The sequence below is a fragment of the Secundilactobacillus silagei JCM 19001 genome, assembly GCF_002217945.1.
Classification (GTDB): domain Bacteria; phylum Bacillota; class Bacilli; order Lactobacillales; family Lactobacillaceae; genus Secundilactobacillus; species Secundilactobacillus silagei.
On the sequence record NZ_BCMG01000002.1, the window covers coordinates 133,518 to 151,638 of the forward strand.

The following is an 18,121-nucleotide window of genomic DNA, read 5'->3' on the forward strand; positions in this document are numbered from 1 at the left end:
GCCCTTACGTCAGGGACAAATAAGCAGCAAGACACCAGCAATCAGTTACCACAAACCAGTGAGCATCAGGGAAATGCAGAATCACTTTTGGGTTCAATATTGCTGAGCGTGTTAGGCCTATTTGGTTTGAAGCGTAAGAAGCGTCAAGATTAATTGAAACCGGTTAATACTGACTGATATCACTCAGTTAGAGACCAAAAAAATAAAGCGCATCATCAACTAGGTTTCCCCCAAAAGGAAGTACGAGTGATGATGCCTTTATCATGCAAAAGGACTAAGCCAAGTAAGCTTAGTCCTTTTTGCTGCCCTGTTCGGCGGCTGTTAAATTTCTAGTTGAATCACGTTCCGTTAATTTAAACGGTAAGTATTCTGTCTTCACGTCCTTGCCGTTGATCAAATACTGAATGCCAGCTAGGCCCATATCGTAAAATGACTGGGTGATACTGGTGATTCGGGGCCGGACCATATCGACCATTTCAGTCCCATCAAAGCTGACGAGGCTAATATCATCAGGTATCTTGAGCCCCGACTCCGTAACGGCATTCATCAACCCAATCGCCGTAAAATCACTGGCACAGATCGCACAGGTGATCTCACGCTTTTTAGCGTACGCTTGCCAAGCTTTGATGCCATCATCGTAGGTGCACGATCCGTAGTGAATCCATTCGGGTTTGACGGGTAAATGATGGTCAGCCATGCATGCTAAATAACCCTGCGTCCGCAGATTAATGGAACCGGTAGTTGGAATACCGGCTAGGGCAATCTTAGTGTGGCCCTTATCGATCATTAACTGGGTAGCTGTGTAGCCCATTTGATAGTTGTCTGACGTCACAAAGGGGATGGTGGCGTCCTTAACGGAAGTGGATAAGCAGATGCTGGGGATGCTGATGTCCTTAAGCGTTGCCAGCACGTGGTCGTCAAGTTCCAGTGAGACTAGAATAATGCCCATTACAGCACGTTCGACCACGGTCTTAATGGCTCTGATCTGTGAAGCTTCATCGTGGTTGCCGGCGTGGAGGATGAACACGTTAAGTCCGGCCGGGATAGCTTTAGCTTCGATGGCATCAATAATGTGTTCACTGAAGTTTGATTTAGTATCCGACACGACCACCGCGACGATGCGGCTTTTTTGCTTTACCAAGTCCGCGGCTGATGTATTCCTGACGTAACCCATCTGTTTGGCGATTTCAGTGACCCGTTTAACGGTCTGGCTGTTATGTTGGCCCTTCTTATGCAGAATCCGCGAAACGGTCGCTACGGACAGCTGCGTTGCTTTAGCGATATCTTTAATTGTGACTCTATTTTCTGAATTCATATTATCGACCTCAAAAAAATTCTTTAATTTTATTATCGCCCCTCAGCCCTAGAAATAGTAGACATAGAGCGTAATTTGTTACCAAAAATTTAAAAAAATAAGCTAAAACCATTGTAAACGTTTACAGTAGGGACTACACTATTAACTGTAAACGTTTACATAAACTTCTGTTGGGAGATGTTAATTTGGAAAGCTCGCATGAAAATATCAGTGCTGTCAATCCAAATGCTACAGACAAAACAGAGAACAATGTGAAAAAACAGCATTCTCTGCCAAATATAAGTTTTAAAACGATGTTTGCCATTACCTTTGGTTTTTGCGGTGTCAACATGGCGTTTTCACTGCAAACGTCGCAAATGAGTCGGATTTTTCAAACGATTGGTGCGGATCCTACTAAACTAGGTTTCTTCTTTATTTTCCCACCGTTAATTGGGATGATCGTTCAACCAATCTTAGGGAAGTTTTCAGATGGTTTCTGGTCACCGCGCTTTGGCCGACGGATGCCGATTCTAATGTTCGCGGCACCACTTGCAGCCATTGTGTTAGTGTTGTTGCCGAATGCCGGGTCGTTTGGTTTTGGATTCGGGTCGCTAGCTGCTTTGCTATTTGGTTCAATTGCAATTATTCTAATGGATCTATCAAATAACGCATGTATGCAGCCATTCCGAATGATTATTGGTGACATGGTCAACGAAAATCAAAAAGATCAAGCCTGGTCATGGCAACAAGCTTTCAGTAACGTTGGTGGTGTGTTAGCAAACCTTTGCCCATTCGTTTTAACTTGGATCGGTGTCGCTAACGTCGCTAAACGTGGGGTTGTTCCGCTGTCAGTTCGGTTGTCATTCTACATTGCCGCCGTTGTTTTACTGGCAACTTCAATCTACACGATCGTTTCTGTTAAGGAATATGATCCAATTACTTACGCTAATTACCATAACTTTGATCCTAAAGAAAAGAAGAAGAAGAAGTCTTACTGGACGTTGATCAAGGAAGCACCAAGTACTTTCTGGCAAGTTGCCTTTATTCAGTTCTTTGCTTACTTTGGGATTCAATATCTTTGGACTTACACAACTGGTGCCGTTGCCAAGAACGTATGGCACACAGCTAACGCTACCTCTGCAGGCTTTCAATCAGCTGGTAACTGGTACGGTGTTTTAACCTTTGTTCAATCAGTTGTTGGTATCTTATATGGCTTCTTAGTTTTGTCACGAACCAGCCAGTACAAACGTAAATTCTGGTATCGGATCGGCTTAGCTTCTGGTGGTTTAGGTATGATCTGGGTTGCCTTTACGCACAGTCAGTACGCTTTAATTGCCGCCTTTGTTTTGATTGGGGTCTGCTTCTTAACGATGCACACTGAACCATTTGCCATCTTTACGACATCCACTGATGGTGCCAACGATGGTGCTTACATTGGTCTCTTCAACGTGTTCATTTGCTTACCTCAAATCATTGCTTCATTGAGCAGTTTCATCATCTTCCCAATGGTTGGTGATTCAATGCCAACAATGATCCTGATCGGTGGTATCTCATGGTTGATCGGTGCTGCTTTGATGGGGATTATCAAAGTTGAAAGAAAGACAGCTTAATTCTATAGTTTAAGTAAGAGGGATAGATAATATGACGACAAGTTCATTTGAATTTACGGATAAGAATCAACAAGTTGAAGTGACTTCGGCAAACAAGAGCCTAACGTTTTCAATCGTGAAACCGGAGATCATCCAAGTTTTTCAAGATTACGGTAAGAGCACGCATTCATACGCGGTGGAAGGCGATAAAACCGTTGACACCAAGTATGCAGTGTCAAAAGATGCCGATCACGTGATCATTAAAACCGATGCGCTGACGGTTAAGGTCGATGCAGACCTACACGTCGATGTGTATGACCAGGACAATCATCCATTGGTTATTCACTATGATGGGCAACGGGAATCAATCAACCAAAACATTGATTCAGCTCATAAGAAGATTGTGCGGTCTGAAGGCCACGAAGTTGCTGCGGTTGATGAAGCCAGCAAGACCTACTATGAAGTTCTTAACCAGCTTGACGATGACGAACAGTTCTATGGCTTAGGTGATAAGACCGGTTTTCTGAACAAGCGCGGTTATGAATACGATAACTGGAACGTTGACGAACCACGGCCACACATTGAAACCTTTACACATCTGTATAAGTCGATTCCAATTCTGTTTGGGATCAAGCAGGGCCATCCATACGGCTTGTTCTTTGACAACACTTACCGCAGTCACTTTGACCTTGGTAAGGAAAGTGCTAAGTACTACGTTTACTCAGCTGATGACGGGAATTTAAACTACTACATCCTCGGTGGCCGTACGTTGAAAGACGTTGTTGCCGACTACACTTATTTGACCGGTGTCGTTCCGTTACCACAACGCTGGATGCTGGGTTATCAGCAATCACGTTGGGGCTACAGTATGGATCCGAAACGGGTCGAAGAAATCGTTGATAAGTTCGAGCAGTATCATTTACCGCTAGAAGCGATTCACTTCGATATCGATTATATGAAGGGCTATCGGGTGTTCACTTGGGACACCGACAAGTTTGCCGATCCTAAGGGCTTCTTGACCTCGTTGCGTAAGCGCGGCGTCCGGGTCATTCCAATCCTGGATCCCGGTGTTAAGCAAGATGATGATTACGACATCTATCAAGAAGGCTTGAAGAAGGGCTACTTCGCTAAGAATAAAGACGGTTCGGTTTACATTAACCGGGTATGGCCAGGCAAGTCAGCCTTCCCAGACTTCGGTAATCCAGACGTCCGCAAATGGTGGGGGAAGCACTGCAAGTTCTTGCTGGACAAGGGTGCTGCCGGTATCTGGACGGATATGAACGAACCAGCTACCTTTGATGGCGATATGCCAGACGACGTGGTTATGACGGATGAAGACCAGCCATCAACTGCTAAAATGATGCATAACGTTTATGGTCATAACATGGCTAAAGCAACGTATAACGGTATTAAAGATGCAACTGGCAAGCGACCATACGTCATTACCCGTGCTGCCTATGCGGGGACGCAAAAGTATTCCACTGCCTGGACTGGTGATAACCAAAGTCTGTGGCATCATTTGCAGATGTCGATTCCGCAGTTATGTAATTTAGGCCTCAGCGGTTTCAGCTATGCCGGAACTGATATTGGCGGTTTCAGTGCCGATACCACACCCGAATTATTAACTCGTTGGATCGAAGCAGCGCTGTTTAGCCCACTGTTCAGAAACCACAGTGCTTTACAAGTCCGCAACCAGGAACCATGGGTCTTTGGCAAACAAGTCTTAGATATTTACCGTAAATTCTTGAACTTGCGTTATCGCTTCATTCCCTATCTTTACGATTGCTTTAAGAATGAAACTGAAACTGGTTTACCAGTTATGCGGCCGTTAGTTTTGAACTATCCCGATGATGAGACGGTTCGAAACATGAACGATGAATACATGGTCGGCGATAATATCTTGGTTGCCCCAATCGTGCAACAGGGACAAACCGCCCGTGCCGTTTACCTGCCAGAAGGCGAGTGGATCGCACTCGATTCAGGCGTTCAGTACAGTGGCCGGACGAACATCTTGGCTAACGTGCCGATCGACAAGTTACCCGTCTTCATCAAGAAGGATACGTTAATGCCTTGGGGTCAAGCTGTTGAACATATTTCTGACAAGCCTGACACGAAGATGACCTTCAGATTATTTGGTAATGCCGCTACTTATACCCATTATCAAGATGATGGCATCGACTTTAACTATCAAAAGGGTGAATATAACCAGTACGTTGTCAGCGTGACGGCTGATGGCAATTGCCAGATCAAGCTGGATCACCATGGCTATGCTGGTCAATATCAAACCATTGACGTTCAACTGAATGACCGGGTAGTTGAATTTAAGTTTGACGACAAGTCAGATAGTTACGTTGCTGCTAAATAACATCGTTTTGATATGATAAATTAAAACTGTTGTAAGAATACTTCTTTGTGAAGTGTTTTGCGGAAGTCCCATGAAGAATGGGGCTTTTTTTGTTTTCCAATAGCATAACTTGTAACTTAATTGTCTTATTTTGATATTAACAGGATAGATGACTTAATCATTTATTGTTTATTTTAAAATTAGCTAAGGACGTTAATCGCGTTGCTTAGCGATTTTTTTAAACTTATGCTTGATAAGTCTATCATTAATGCTACAGATAGATTATAATGTTAGATGTGTCATTTTCGTTACGTCTACTACAACTGTCAAGCATTAGTAATTGAGATATCAAAATTTAGATTGTGAAAAAATCGCCATATTGGTGAGAATTACAAAACTGATATCTGAAAGTGATTGGCATAGGATGGCGTCAGTTTTAAGTCCGGTAGATGGACGGCTAATTAGCTACAAAACAGGATTTGTATAGTTGTACGATATTAGTTAAACCTAATCTAGTAAAAGGTTTTAAACTTTTAGCATTTGGAATTAACTCTAAGGGAGAAAGAACGTTTTGGAAAACCAGAATAGGATCATGAAGTGTAACGAGACCAGACATTACAAGATGTATAAAGCAGGTAAGCGGATTTTGTATGCCAGCATTGCGATGATTGCTTGTGGGTCATGGCTGTTTTTGAGCCAAGATGCGCATGCGGCTGTTACTTCTAATGTTTCAACGACAGTTAACACACCCGCTACTGGTAGCGCTAACAATAGTCAGGTGACTGATAAGGATTTAGGGGCTGCTGCAGGTAACACACAAGATACCAATACAACGGTTGGAGCCAGCAAAGATTCAGCAACTAAAGCAGTTTCAAATAATTTACAGACTAACGCGGATTCAACTGCAGGCCCAACAGCTGCGAACCCTTCTTCATCAACGAGTTTAAAAACAATTGATCAGTTATCCGGTCAATATATCGATGATAAAGGCAATGTTTCATCAAACAAACCAGCACAAACCGTTGGTGGCAATGAAACATCAGATGCTAATGCTGATATGGCAACAAATGTTACTGATAACTTTTCGGGTCAAGGTGGGCAAAATGATGATTTACCAAACGTTACTTCGCATCACGTTGTTATCGCGTCTAAGCCGGGAGAAGTTGGAAACAATTTCGGGAAGGTTTATCAAGATGGCGATGGTAAACAATGGGTGAAATTGGTATCAGATGCTAATGATGTAGCTGCATCATATTCCTTTAAAAATCAAATCGATACTACTTCTAGTTTTAATATTAAAGGTGAATGGTATCTAAGTGTCCCTGATAAGGATGGTAAACCAGTTAATCCCGGTGGCGGTATTGGTATCATTTTACAGCCAGTAAATCCACAGTTTGCGGGGATTGGTGCAGACAGTGATGCTTCAATTGATATTGGTATTCAGGGACAAAAAAATACTACTTTTTTAGGATTTGATGGTTATAAAAGCCAATTTGATGCTGATCATGATACAGATCCCGGTACCTTAACCATTCGGCAAACGGATAATACTGGTACAAAAGGGCCAGGAGGATTTAATAATTTAAACCTTGATAAGGAAAGTAAATACGCACAGCAAGATAATCTAGACGCTCCCTATGCGATTATCGGAGGAAAACAAAAGGACCAAGAAGACAATCAACTAGATGATCAACAATGGTCGATATTGGTACCAGGGTATGGATATTTAATTTATACACCTACGAAAACTACTAGAAATACTAAAACTACGAATAGTAACAAAAGTAATAATAACGAGAGTAATAAAATAGATATGCTTTTTGATGTTAATTGGGTACCAAATGAGACTCAAGATGACTCCAAAAAGGTCATTAATGGAACTCTTGGTACTTTGTCAGTAGCCGTATCTAATCCTAATGATTCATCGAAGGTTCTCGGGAAAGTAGTTACAGATAATACTGAGTTGCCAAGTGCAACTTCTATTGCGCTGTTTGGTGCTTTAGGTGGAACTGGCGAGGGTGTGTTAGCTCAAGGTCGAATTACTTCCTACAAGTTGCAACAAGTTCCTCAAACAGTAACAATCAATTATATTGATAGTGATACTGGTGACAGGCTTCATGTAGATAGCGATACTAGTAACGCAGCATACTCACAAACTTTAATCAATGCCAGTGTTGGTAACACACTAGCAGTAAACGAAACAACTTCTGGTAATACTGCTAGCTATGGTGCACCAGGTATTGCTGGATATACTTTTGTGGGCGCAGTCGGAACTGATGCTAGTGGACACTATCAACTTGCTGATGGAAATGATTCAAAAAATGTGATGCAAGTAGTTAATACTAACGCACTTGATGATACTGCTAAAAAAGGCTACAACATCATTAATGTTTATTATAAAAATAAGAACAAAGATTCAAAAACACGGACAATTAATAGTTATATGATGCCAAATGGGATAACGGAACCTGGTACTAGTCAGTCATCAGTCGGCAGTGCGATTGCCGTCTATCCAGGTAGTACGACACCAATTTCAGGTGCCAATGGTCCAGCAATTAATCTTTTTGCCAATCTAGCGGAAGTACCCATTATTCAAGTGAGTGGTTATATTTCTGGATATTCAAAAGATGGTGGCAACTGGGTTGCAGCAACTGAAATTCCAGCAATTACTGGAGAAGATACCAGTACTTATCAAGTTGGTTATGTTATCGATCCTGCGGTTAGTCAACAGGATTATGAAGCTGATAAGGCCAAAGGAACTGCTGCTGGTATTGCCGCAGGTTTAACTGGTAAACCTGCTAGTGTACAAGGACAGACACTGGGATATACTGATGGCTACAAAACAGGCTATGATACTGGTCAGCAAAGTTATATTTCTGATAAAAATAAAGGTGAAGCAGCCGGCAAAACTGCTGGTGAATCTAATCAAATACCAGCAGATATGATAGCTCAGACTCAAGGCTATCAAGCTGGTTATATCAATGCTTATGCAACAGGTAAAGTCAGCTATGATAACGACTACCAAACTGGCCAAGCTTCTGGTCAGGCTGCTGGCACGGATAACAAGTTTACAGATATTAGTCAGCAAACTGCTGGTTATCAAGATGGTTATGCTGCTGGTCAACGGCTTGGCACCCAGTTCTATAACAACGCCAAAACTAAAGGTGAAACAGATGGTACGAAGGCTGGTGAAACCGGTCAAGCATCTATTGATTTGAAAGATCAACCTCAGGGATATCAAGATGGTTATCATAATGGCTATGAAGCAGGTAAGATTAGTTATGATAAGGCCTATCAAATTGGCCAAGCTTCTGGTCAAACTGATGGTACAGAAAATAAAACAACTGATAACAGTAAGCAGAGTGCCGGCTACCAAGATGGTTATGTAGCGGGCCTTACGGTTGGCCAACAAAGTTATAAGGCTGATAAAGTTAAAGGTGCTGCTAAAGGGGTCGTAGCAGGTTTAGTTGGTGAAACTGAGGTTAATGTAAAAGGTCAGACTGTTGGTTATACTGATGGTTATAAGTTAGGTTATGATGCTGGCTGGAAGATTTACGACACACAAAAATCTGCAGGAACTACTGCCGGTGATGCCGATGGTTCAGCTGGTATAGATTTAACAACTTCTCTAAGTAAGCAAACAAAGGCTTATCAAGCTGGTTATATGAGTGCTTATACTAGTGAAAAGGGTAAGTATGATTTAGATGAAATTACTGGTGTGGCTGCTGGGTCTGTTACTGGATTTACTGGCAAGCAAGCAACTAATCTGACTGGCAAGTCAGTAGGGTATATTAAAGGTTACAACGATGCATTTACTGCCGGAACAAAGGCTTATAATGAGCAAAAAAATAAAGGTACAGTGGATGGAACTGTTGATGGTTTTGCCAATAAAACAGCAACGAATTTGACCGGTCAAACACAAGGTTATCGGGATGGTTATACAAAGGGCCAAAAGGCTGGAGAACTGTTATATAACGATGCTAAGACTGCTGGAACTACTGCTGGTACTGCCGATGGATTGGATGGCTTGGAACAAGTTAACTCAGACGGTCATACTCAAGGTTATCGAGATGGCTATGCAACTGCCTATATTACTGGGAAAACTAGTTATGATGTTGATTATAAAGCGGGACAAGCCGCTGGTCAGACGGATGGTACTTTTAATGAAAAAGTTAATAATAGCAAGCAGAGTGCCGGTTATCAAGCCGGTTATGCTGCTGGTCAAATCACTGGTCAACAAAGCTACGAAGTGGATAAGGCTCAAGGTACGGTTGATGGTAATACTGCAGGGTTAGCCGGTGAAACTATTGTTGAAGTAAAGGGGCGGACAGCTGGCTATACTGCTGGCTATAAGTCAGGTTATATCACAGGCCAGGAAAATTATAAGACACAAAAATCTGCAGGAGAGGTTGCTGGTAAAGCCGATGGCTTAGCCGGTAATGAAGCAGCTAATCTGAAGAATCAAAGTCAAGGCTATCAAGATGGTTATAATGCTTCTTTTGAAACCAGTAAAACTAGTCATGATTTAGATGAAATCGCTGGAACGGTTGCCGGTTTTGCTACTGGATTTTCTGGGAAGCCAGCAACTGATTTGGCCGGTAAGTCAGCAGGTTATACAACTGGCTACAATGTTGCATTTACTGCCGGAAAACGGACTTACACTGATCAAAAAAATAAAGGCAAAGCTGCTGGAACTGTTGACGGTACTGCCGGTAAAAAAGTAACGGACTTGACCAATCAGACACCAGGTTATCGAGATGGTTATGTAAGTGGCCACGAAGCTGGGAAAATGCTATATGCCGATGCTAATAATGCCGGAACTACTGCTGGTAATGCTGATGGATTAAACGGTTTGAAACAAGCTGACTTGGACGGCCATACTCAAGGCTACCAAACTGGCTATGAAACTGCCTATGCCCAAGGTAAGTCTAGTTATGACACCGATTATAAAAACGGCCAATCTAACGGTCAGATTAATGGTGCAGCTAACATAGTAACTGACAACAGTACAAAGAGTACTGGTTACCGAGCTGGTTATGTAAATGGTCAAATCGCTGGTCACAAGAGCTATGAGACAGATAAAGGAAAAGGCAGTGTCGATGGTATTGTTGCCGGTTCTGCTGGTAAAGCAGCAGTTGACTTAACTGGCCAGACGCAAGGTTATCGGGATGGTTATGCAAGTGGTCACGAAGCTGGGAAAATGCTATATACCGATGCTAATAAAGCTGGAACTACTGCTGGTAATGCTGATGGATTGAGCGGTTTGAAACAAGCTGATTTGGACGGCCATACTCAAGGCTACCAAGCTGGCTATGAAACTGCCTATGCCAAAGGTAAGTCTAGTTATGATACCGATTATAAAAACGGTCAGATTAATGGCGCAGCTAATAAATTAACTGATAACAATACAAAGAGTGTTGGTTATGTAAATGGTCAAATTGCTGGCCACGAGAGCTATGAGATAGATAAAGGAAAAGGTAGTGTCGATGGTATTATTGCCGGTTCTACTGGTAAGGCAATGGCTGATTTGACTAATCAGACACAAGGATATCGTGATGGTTATGCAAGTGGCCATAAGGCTGGAGAGATGTTATATACCGATGCTAAGAGTTCCGGTTCTAAGGCTGGTAAGGTTGCTGGTGAAGCTGGGCAAGAAACATCGACAGGTTTGAGAAAACAGACACAAGGCTATCAAGATGGATATATTGATGCTTACACAACTGCAAAAGCAAGTTATGACACTGATAAAGTTAAAGGCACTGTCGATGGTGTTTCTGAAGGCTTAGCCGGTGAAACTGCTGTTGAATTAAAAGTTCGGACAGCCGGTTATACTGATGGCTACAATTTAGGCTATGATGCCGGTCAAAAAGCTTACAATGCACAAGCAGTTCAAGGCAGAGATGCTGGATATACCGATGGTTTAGCTAACAGGATTGTTAATAACAGCGATAAGGGCATTGGTTACAAAATGGGTTATGCTGTTGGTAATAAAGTTGGTCGGCAAAACTATGATGCTGACTATCAAACTGGACGAGTCGCTGGTCAAAATGACGGAATAGCTAACAAGTTTACTGACAATGGTCAGCAAAGTGTCGGCTATCAAGATGGTTACGTGAACGGTCAACGACTTGGCACACAGTTCTATAACAACGCCAAGACTGAGGGTGCTGCAGATGGTACGAAGACTGGTGAAGCCGGTCGAGCACCCGCTGATTTAAACGGTCAACCACAAGGTTATCAAGATGGATATACCAGTGCATATGCAGCAGGCAAAGCCAGTTATGACACCGATTATCAGACTGGACGAACTACTGGTCAAACTGACGGAACTGCTAACAAGCATACGGATAACAGTAATCAAAGTGCCGGTTATCAAGATGGTTATGTAAACGGTCAGCGACTTGGTGAACAGTTCTATAACAACGCCAAAACTGAGGGTGTCACAGATGGTACTAAGGCTGGTGAGGCCGGTCAAGTACCTGCTGATTTAAACGGTCAACCACAAGGTTATCAAGTTGGTTACACTAGTGCATATGAAGTAGGTAAAGCCGGCTATGATACTGACTATCAAACAGGTCAGGCAGCTGGTCAATCTGCTGGTGAATCTAATCAAGTACCTGCTGATTTAAAAGATCAATCACAAGGCTATCAAGATGGATATACCAGTGCTTATGAAACAGGCAAAGCCAGCTATGATACCGACTACCAAAATGGTCAGGTAGCTGGTCAAACCGATGGAACAGCAAATAAGGCTACAGATAACAGTAATCAAAGTGCCGGTTATCAAGATGGCTATGTGAATGGTCAACGCCTTGGCACTCAATTCTATAAAAATGCTGAAACTGCTGGTGAAACAGTTGGTACTAAGGCTGGTGAAGCCGGTCAAGTACCTGCTGATTTGAAAGATCAACCACAAGGTTATCAAGAAGGTTATACCAGTGCATATGAAGCAGGCAAAGCCAGCTATGATACCGACTACCAAAATGGTCAGGTAGCTGGTCAAACCGACGGAACAGCAAATAAGGCTACAGATAACAGCAAGCAAAGTGCCGGTTATCAAGATGGTTATGTAAACGGTCAGCGACTTGGTGAACAGTTCTATAACAATGCCAAAACTGAGGGTGCTGTAGATGGTATAACAACTGGAGAGGCCGGCCAAGCAGTACCAGCTGACTTGAAAGACCAGACTCAAGGTTATCAGGATGGTTTCAACAGTACCTATCCGGATAGCTATCAAAAACATCAGGTTAATGAAACCTCGACTAATAATGAGTCGGCAGAAGATACGGTTGATCAATCTAGTCAGGCGAATAAAGCAATAGCTGGCAGTGTTAAGAAATCTGAATCCGATAACGTAATGGTGCAGAAACAAAATAATACTGTAAGTTATAACCAGACCAATTCTGAAGCTGAGGACAGTTCTAAAGAGAATAGTCAAGCTAATGTAAACAACGTTAGAACTAGCGTTGCTGATGACGTTACTAATCAAAAGAGAGTTCATTCAGTAAACCTTGAAAACAGTAATGTCCATGGCATTGTTGACGGTCAATATTTACAAGGTCGAAATCAATCTAACGGTAAAGCAGATGTTAATAAGCATATAGTGGCAGGAAACAAGCAACAAAGTGCTAATAAGTTACCACAAACTAATGTTCAGCAAGGAAACACAGCATCACTTTTAGGTTTAGTAATGTTGTTAGGTTCATTAGGTGTCATTGATTTGAAACGTAAGAAACGTCAAGACTAATTGAAAGTTGTTAAAAATGATAAAAGAAGCACAATTCTTAAATGAATTGCGCTTCTTTTAATTTGCCATAAAGTTTTGGAAAACGAACACTTTTAAAATTGCTTGAATATGTCTTGTAAGCAAACACGTATCGCAGTATAATCAACATGCAAAATGGAAAAGTAGGTGTTTTATTGTTCGATGTCATCACTTTTGGGGGAGATGAATGAAATGAAACAGCAAAGAAAACTCACACAGGGATTAATGATCACAAAAGAACATTATAAGATGTATAAGAAAGGTAAAGCCTGGTCTTATACCATGATCGTAGCTGCCTCAGTTGGTATCGGGGTAGCAATGACCGGGGGAACGGTTGCTAACGCGGCCGAAACAGCTCAATCGACTGTCACTACAGTTAAAAATACAACTCATGCAGTGGCACTGCAGAGTCCAAAAACAACAGTCAATAATGCTACCGAAAAACCGGTTGATTCTGTTACACAGGATGCGGCTGCGACCACGCAACCAGATCAGGTAGCTAAAACTGACACTTCTACAGTCAGTCAACCTGCAACGAATAAGGTGGCAGAAAAAGAAACTGAATCAATACCACCAGTTGTAACTACTAAAGATGAAGTAACATTACCTGCAGAAACTCAAAAAACATCAGAACCTCAAGCAGCACTAAAAACGCAAGCAACACCCAAAACAGAAGCAATACCCAAACCAGCAAAAGCTGCACCAACCGAAAAACTGCAAGGCCGTGAAGCACCAGTTGATGAGTCGGCCTACTTAGTGACCCAAAAGGACGCTAAGGGCAATTATTCGGTGAACCCTGATGCCACTGGCAATCCAGATATATCTGTAGACACTAATAACATTGCGCAGTATTTGGAAGCGCACAAGATCGATGGTACGCCAATCACATTTAACGGGGATACAGTTCAACTAACGGATGGTTTTGAAAGCGCGTTTTCTTTTAATGCACCAAATCAGTTTCCCAAATCCACAGCGCTGATCACCACAAAACAGCAGATTAATTTTACCAAGGACTTTAGTTTAAACGCGACTATCGCCATTAATTGGAACAAGCAGATGAAGGACCAAAGTTGGGGCTATGGCGGCGATGGCATGGGCCTGATGTTTGAAAATGTGTCACCGGACCAAGCGGTTAAAACTGCCCAAGAAGGTGGCGGTATTGGTATCAGTAAGTTGGATGTTAACAAGATTGCCTACATTATTTCAACGAATGCCAAAAAAGAGTCACCAAAGGGCAGCTACGATAAGAACTCCTGGATTATTTATCAGGCTGAAGACGGTAACCCACAACAAGCAATTAATAAACCTGACAATAAGCCCGTTGTTACGAATATAACAACAGCGTTAAGTGATGCGGAACCATCGAAAAGTATCAATTACTCCTTTGTTGTGAACTATCAAGCTGATGATAAAACACTGACGACGGTGGTTAAAGATGAATCGGGTGCAGACGTGACCACCTGGAAGTACGTTGTTCCAGATGAGTACGTTGGTAAATTCTTCACCATGGCTGTTTCCGGTGCTACTGCTGCATCACACGCTGCTTATTCAGCAAAAATCAACTCTTACAGCTACCAAGCTGCGACTGCGACTTTAAATATTATATCCAGCGGCTTGCCAGCTGACATAACTGGGCCAACGCAAAACGGCATTAAAGGCATGGCCTCAGATGTGGTTGGCTTTTACCGCGCTGGGACGACAGCACCGACAACTGTTGATGGTAAAACGGTGACCAAGGCAATTGCCGTCCCTGACATCGGAACGAACTATCTAGCAGACAATCAGGCAGTAGAACTGTCCGGGGCGGATAATGTGATTAATCTCGTCTTCACACATGATGTCAACGTTAGGGTCCAGGCAATTAATGAGGATGGAAAATCAATTGCAGGCACTCAACCTCTGAAAACTATAGGCAGACCTGGCACTGTCATTACCCAAACGCCAACGGTTACTGGTTACACGCTGGTCCCTGATCAAACATTGGAGATTCCTGAAACGGATGGGACAGTGAATGCAGTTTATAAGGCTAATGACCAGAATGCCACTGTTAAGTTTGTGACTACCATTAACGGGGAAACCAAACCAGTTGCTAAAGACCTGACGCTGCCTGGTGTGACTGACGGGAAAATTGATTACGCGCTGATTGCACCGACCATTCAGGCTGTCTTGGATAAGGGCTATAACCTTAGTCCTAAAATGGGGTCACTTGAGCCCATCTTTGATAATGATGATCAAAAGGACCAGACACTTGAAGTCGTATTTGTCCCAATTGCACCAGTAAAACTCAGCGTCAAATTAGTTCCAGTAGACGCTGAGAATGTTCCGTTGGACGCTACTGAAACTACCATCACCGGGTTACCAGGAACGACCATCGCAGCGGATGATTATCCGCAGGTACCAGGTTACACTGTGCAGGATTCGACATTAACATTTCCGGATAAACCTGATCAAAAAATCCAGGTTGTTTACACAGCTGATACGCAGACAGGCGCTATTAATTTTATTGATCAGGATAAGCAGTCACTTGCGCCAAGTGTTACTGTCAGTGGTTTGTCAGGGACGGCTGTCAGTCATAAATCAGTGGCACCAACCATTCAATTTTTGATTAATCAGGGTTACAAGCTGGTTACTGATGGCACGCTTAATGCCACTTATGATAAGGACACGAAGATACCGCAAACCTTCAAAGTGATTTTAACGAAAAACGCAGTGTCACAACTGACCACATCATTAATTCCGGTTGATGAAACTGGTCACATGATCCTCTCTAAAACAACGCAGGTGACCGGCGTGCCAGGGGATCTAATCAAAGAAACTAATTACCCAACGGTTCCGGGCTACACCGTAGTTCCAGACCAGAAGTTAGTTGTTCCCCAAGCACCAGTTGGGACGTTAGTGAAATACAAGGCTGATATCCAAAAGGCAGTGGTGGCCTTTGTTGACCAAAATGGCCAGCCAATTATCACTAGTCAGGTCTTTAGTGGACCTACTAGAACGGTACTGGATCATAGTCAGGTGGCAACTTATATTCAAGATGCGATTAACAAGGGTTATAGCCTAGTTTCCGACAGTACAGTGAACGCGAGATTTGATACTGATTCACAGTCAGTTCAGGGCTTTAAGGTGGTTCTAACACCAATTGTACAGGTTAAAACCGACACTGATGGACCGAAGAAAACTGACACCTCTGAAACGGTTGTCCCTCCAACTGATACTTCTCAACCTGTTGTAACACCTCAAACTACGGCCCAAACCGCGCCTGTTACCGAAGCCGGTCAGACAGTTGCGAGTGAGACTGCACCAACACAAACGGTTGATCAAAAAAACCAGCAACCAACAACTGATGGACAAGAAACTAGTGGTGGAACCGCAGTCTCCAACCATGAAAAGACAGCTGCACCGGTCAATCAAGTCAGCGCTCAAGCGGTAGGGGTTAAGTCACCTCAGATACAGAATACAAGTACGGATTTACCTCAGTCCAATGGCACCAATAGTGAAACGACTCAGGCAGTACCGCAATTACCACAAACTAACGAGCAACATCAAACAACTACCATCATCGGCATGCTGGTATTGAGCTTGGCAGCTTTATTAGGATTAGCGCCAAAGCGGAAACGGCATGCGCGTTAAGTAAATCTCTAAGTGATTATCTTCTAATTTGAATTTTAAAAGCCCAGATCATCGCGATCTGGGCTTTTTGCTGGCTTGGATTAATCAATATTGCAACTAATTGCTTACCCTAGGTTTAGGATTTCCTACTGCAGGATCAATTTCTAACCGGAATAAAACGTCGCTGTGGTCGGTGAGTGGCAGACCATCCAGATAAAGTTCACGGTAGGTATCGAGATTACGGGGCTGATAATTTGCTTGCTTGATAGCTGTCTTAAGCGATTGTAAAGCGGCTGATTGGCTGCCCGCTTCACCGTGCCCCGTCGCCTGAATTTCAGTACCTTCAGTCAGATGTTCAAAGTGTATTTGGTTGGCCAAAGCAGGCGCCAAGTTAGCGATCTTTTTAGCGGCCTCAAAGATATTTTCATGAATAAATAACGGTTGTTTGAGCCAAATTTTAAACCGCTCGTCATCACCATCGGCGATCCAAACTGCTTGAACTGGGTAGGGACGGTAGGATTTAAAACTGTCAACTTCAATGCCAATATTCGGACTATCAGCAATGGTTGCTGCCAATTTTTCAACGGCGGCGGCCAAGGCTAAAAAAGTGTCATCTGCGGTGTGGCTTGAAGTGCGGCCTTCCGCAGTGATATAGCTACGTGTAGTTAACTCAACGAGTTCTGGAACAACTGAACGCTGATATTCAGCAGGTTCCAATATTTCCCAGTTAAACATCGTGTTACCCCCTTTAGGTGAGTGTGTGCGAACGGTACGGATCAACTTTAATGTGCCGTTATTTTAAAACAATCGGGGGCAATGTACCACTATCTAGCTTGTTAATTGCATTAATCTGATAACGGTTTTAGCTGCAACTTCGAAAAGGTACTTAAGCCCTGCATATTTAGGCGGATGGTGTATGCGCGCAGTTCGTTGATCGTCATCGTTTGGGGGTCTTGCAGATAGAGCTGAAACAGTGACAAGGTGTTATGAATCAGAAAGTAAGCCACCACGGTAGCGTCCTTATTGCTCATTGGAAACGACTGCTTGACACGTTGGGTCAGTGAATCGGCAATGTTGTCACCAATTTTGCGCATATAAGGTGCATATTCGTTAGAAGAAGTTAGTGCCCGGGCAATGGAATGGTGGTCAAGAACTAACTTACTGTACTGGTCAAAGAAAAAGCCGGGGTCAGAATAGATCTCCTTTAGCGGTCTAATGGCTAGGATCGACAGCATTTGATTCGAAATGTAATCGACCTGGCCATCCAGCAAATCCTCAATCGAGTTGTAATGTAGATAAAAAGTTTTTCGATTAATATCGGCTTCTTGCGTTAGCCGGGTCACCGTGATCTCAGATAACGGCATGGTGGCAATCAGGTGCTCGAACGCGGCTTGAATCGCGTGTTCAGTACGCTGTGCTCGCTTATCAGTATTGGGTACCATGAAGCATTTTCCTCCCTAATTCACAAAATTAAGCAATCTGTGGTATAAGCCACAAATGAGTAGTTTTTGATGTGGTCA

At 43.0% G+C, this 18,121-nt stretch carries 7 protein-coding genes and 1 pseudogene; 5 read left to right on the top strand and 3 right to left on the bottom strand.

Going from position 1 to position 18,121, the window contains the following annotated elements:
• Window positions 1-36: 36 nt before the first annotated feature.
• Window positions 37-153 (top strand): annotated as a pseudogene (locus CES79_RS13180) (LPXTG cell wall anchor domain-containing protein); the annotation flags it as partial.
• 136 nt (window positions 154-289) lie between these two features.
• Here the strand turns inward: CES79_RS13180 and CES79_RS02280 are convergent.
• Window positions 290-1,315: a LacI family DNA-binding transcriptional regulator gene (locus CES79_RS02280; RefSeq protein ID WP_089136189.1), complete on the bottom strand. Its 1,026-nt coding sequence runs from the start codon at window positions 1,313-1,315 to the stop codon at window positions 290-292.
• Between the two features lie 293 nt (window positions 1,316-1,608).
• Between CES79_RS02280 and CES79_RS02285 the strand changes: the two genes are divergently transcribed.
• The 4 genes from CES79_RS02285 (at window position 1,609) to CES79_RS02300 (ending at window position 16,622) form a co-directional block, all read left to right on the top strand.
• A complete protein-coding gene (locus CES79_RS02285; protein WP_089136280.1) occupies window positions 1,609-2,904 on the top strand; it encodes an SLC45 family MFS transporter in 1,296 nt (431 codons plus the stop codon).
• A 31-nt stretch (window positions 2,905-2,935) separates the two neighbouring features.
• Entirely contained in the window at window positions 2,936-5,248 is a 2,313-nt protein-coding gene (locus CES79_RS02290; protein WP_089136190.1) for a glycoside hydrolase family 31 protein, read from the top strand.
• A 550-nt stretch (window positions 5,249-5,798) separates the two neighbouring features.
• Entirely contained in the window at window positions 5,799-12,974 is a 7,176-nt protein-coding gene (locus CES79_RS02295) for an LPXTG cell wall anchor domain-containing protein (protein WP_089136191.1), read from the top strand.
• A 210-nt stretch (window positions 12,975-13,184) separates the two neighbouring features.
• On the top strand, window positions 13,185-16,622 hold the full coding sequence (locus CES79_RS02300) for a mucin-binding protein (RefSeq protein ID WP_089136192.1): 3,438 nt from the start codon (window positions 13,185-13,187) through the stop codon (window positions 16,620-16,622).
• 96 nt (window positions 16,623-16,718) lie between these two features.
• Here CES79_RS02300 and CES79_RS02305 read toward each other — a convergent pair whose 3' ends face one another.
• Window positions 16,719-17,336: a hypothetical protein gene (locus CES79_RS02305; protein WP_089136193.1), complete on the bottom strand. Its 618-nt coding sequence runs from the start codon at window positions 17,334-17,336 to the stop codon at window positions 16,719-16,721.
• A 110-nt stretch (window positions 17,337-17,446) separates the two neighbouring features.
• On the bottom strand, window positions 17,447-18,043 hold the full coding sequence (locus CES79_RS02310) for a TetR/AcrR family transcriptional regulator (RefSeq protein ID WP_054656077.1): 597 nt from the start codon (window positions 18,041-18,043) through the stop codon (window positions 17,447-17,449).
• Between the last annotated feature and the right edge of the window lie 78 nt (window positions 18,044-18,121).

Excerpts from the sequence above, each read along its gene's own strand:
- CES79_RS02310 (WP_054656077.1), bottom strand. The coding sequence starts at position 18,043 with ATGGTACCCAATACTGATAAGCGAGCACAGCGTACTGAACACGCGATT.
- CES79_RS02300 (WP_089136192.1), top strand. The coding sequence starts at position 13,185 with ATGAAACAGCAAAGAAAACTCACACAGGGATTAATGATCACAAAAGAA.
- CES79_RS02305 (WP_089136193.1), bottom strand. The coding sequence starts at position 17,336 with ATGTTTAACTGGGAAATATTGGAACCTGCTGAATATCAGCGTTCAGTT.
- CES79_RS02285 (WP_089136280.1), top strand. The coding sequence starts at position 1,609 with ATGTTTGCCATTACCTTTGGTTTTTGCGGTGTCAACATGGCGTTTTCA.
- CES79_RS02290 (WP_089136190.1), top strand. The coding sequence starts at position 2,936 with ATGACGACAAGTTCATTTGAATTTACGGATAAGAATCAACAAGTTGAA.
- CES79_RS02280 (WP_089136189.1), bottom strand. The coding sequence starts at position 1,315 with ATGAATTCAGAAAATAGAGTCACAATTAAAGATATCGCTAAAGCAACG.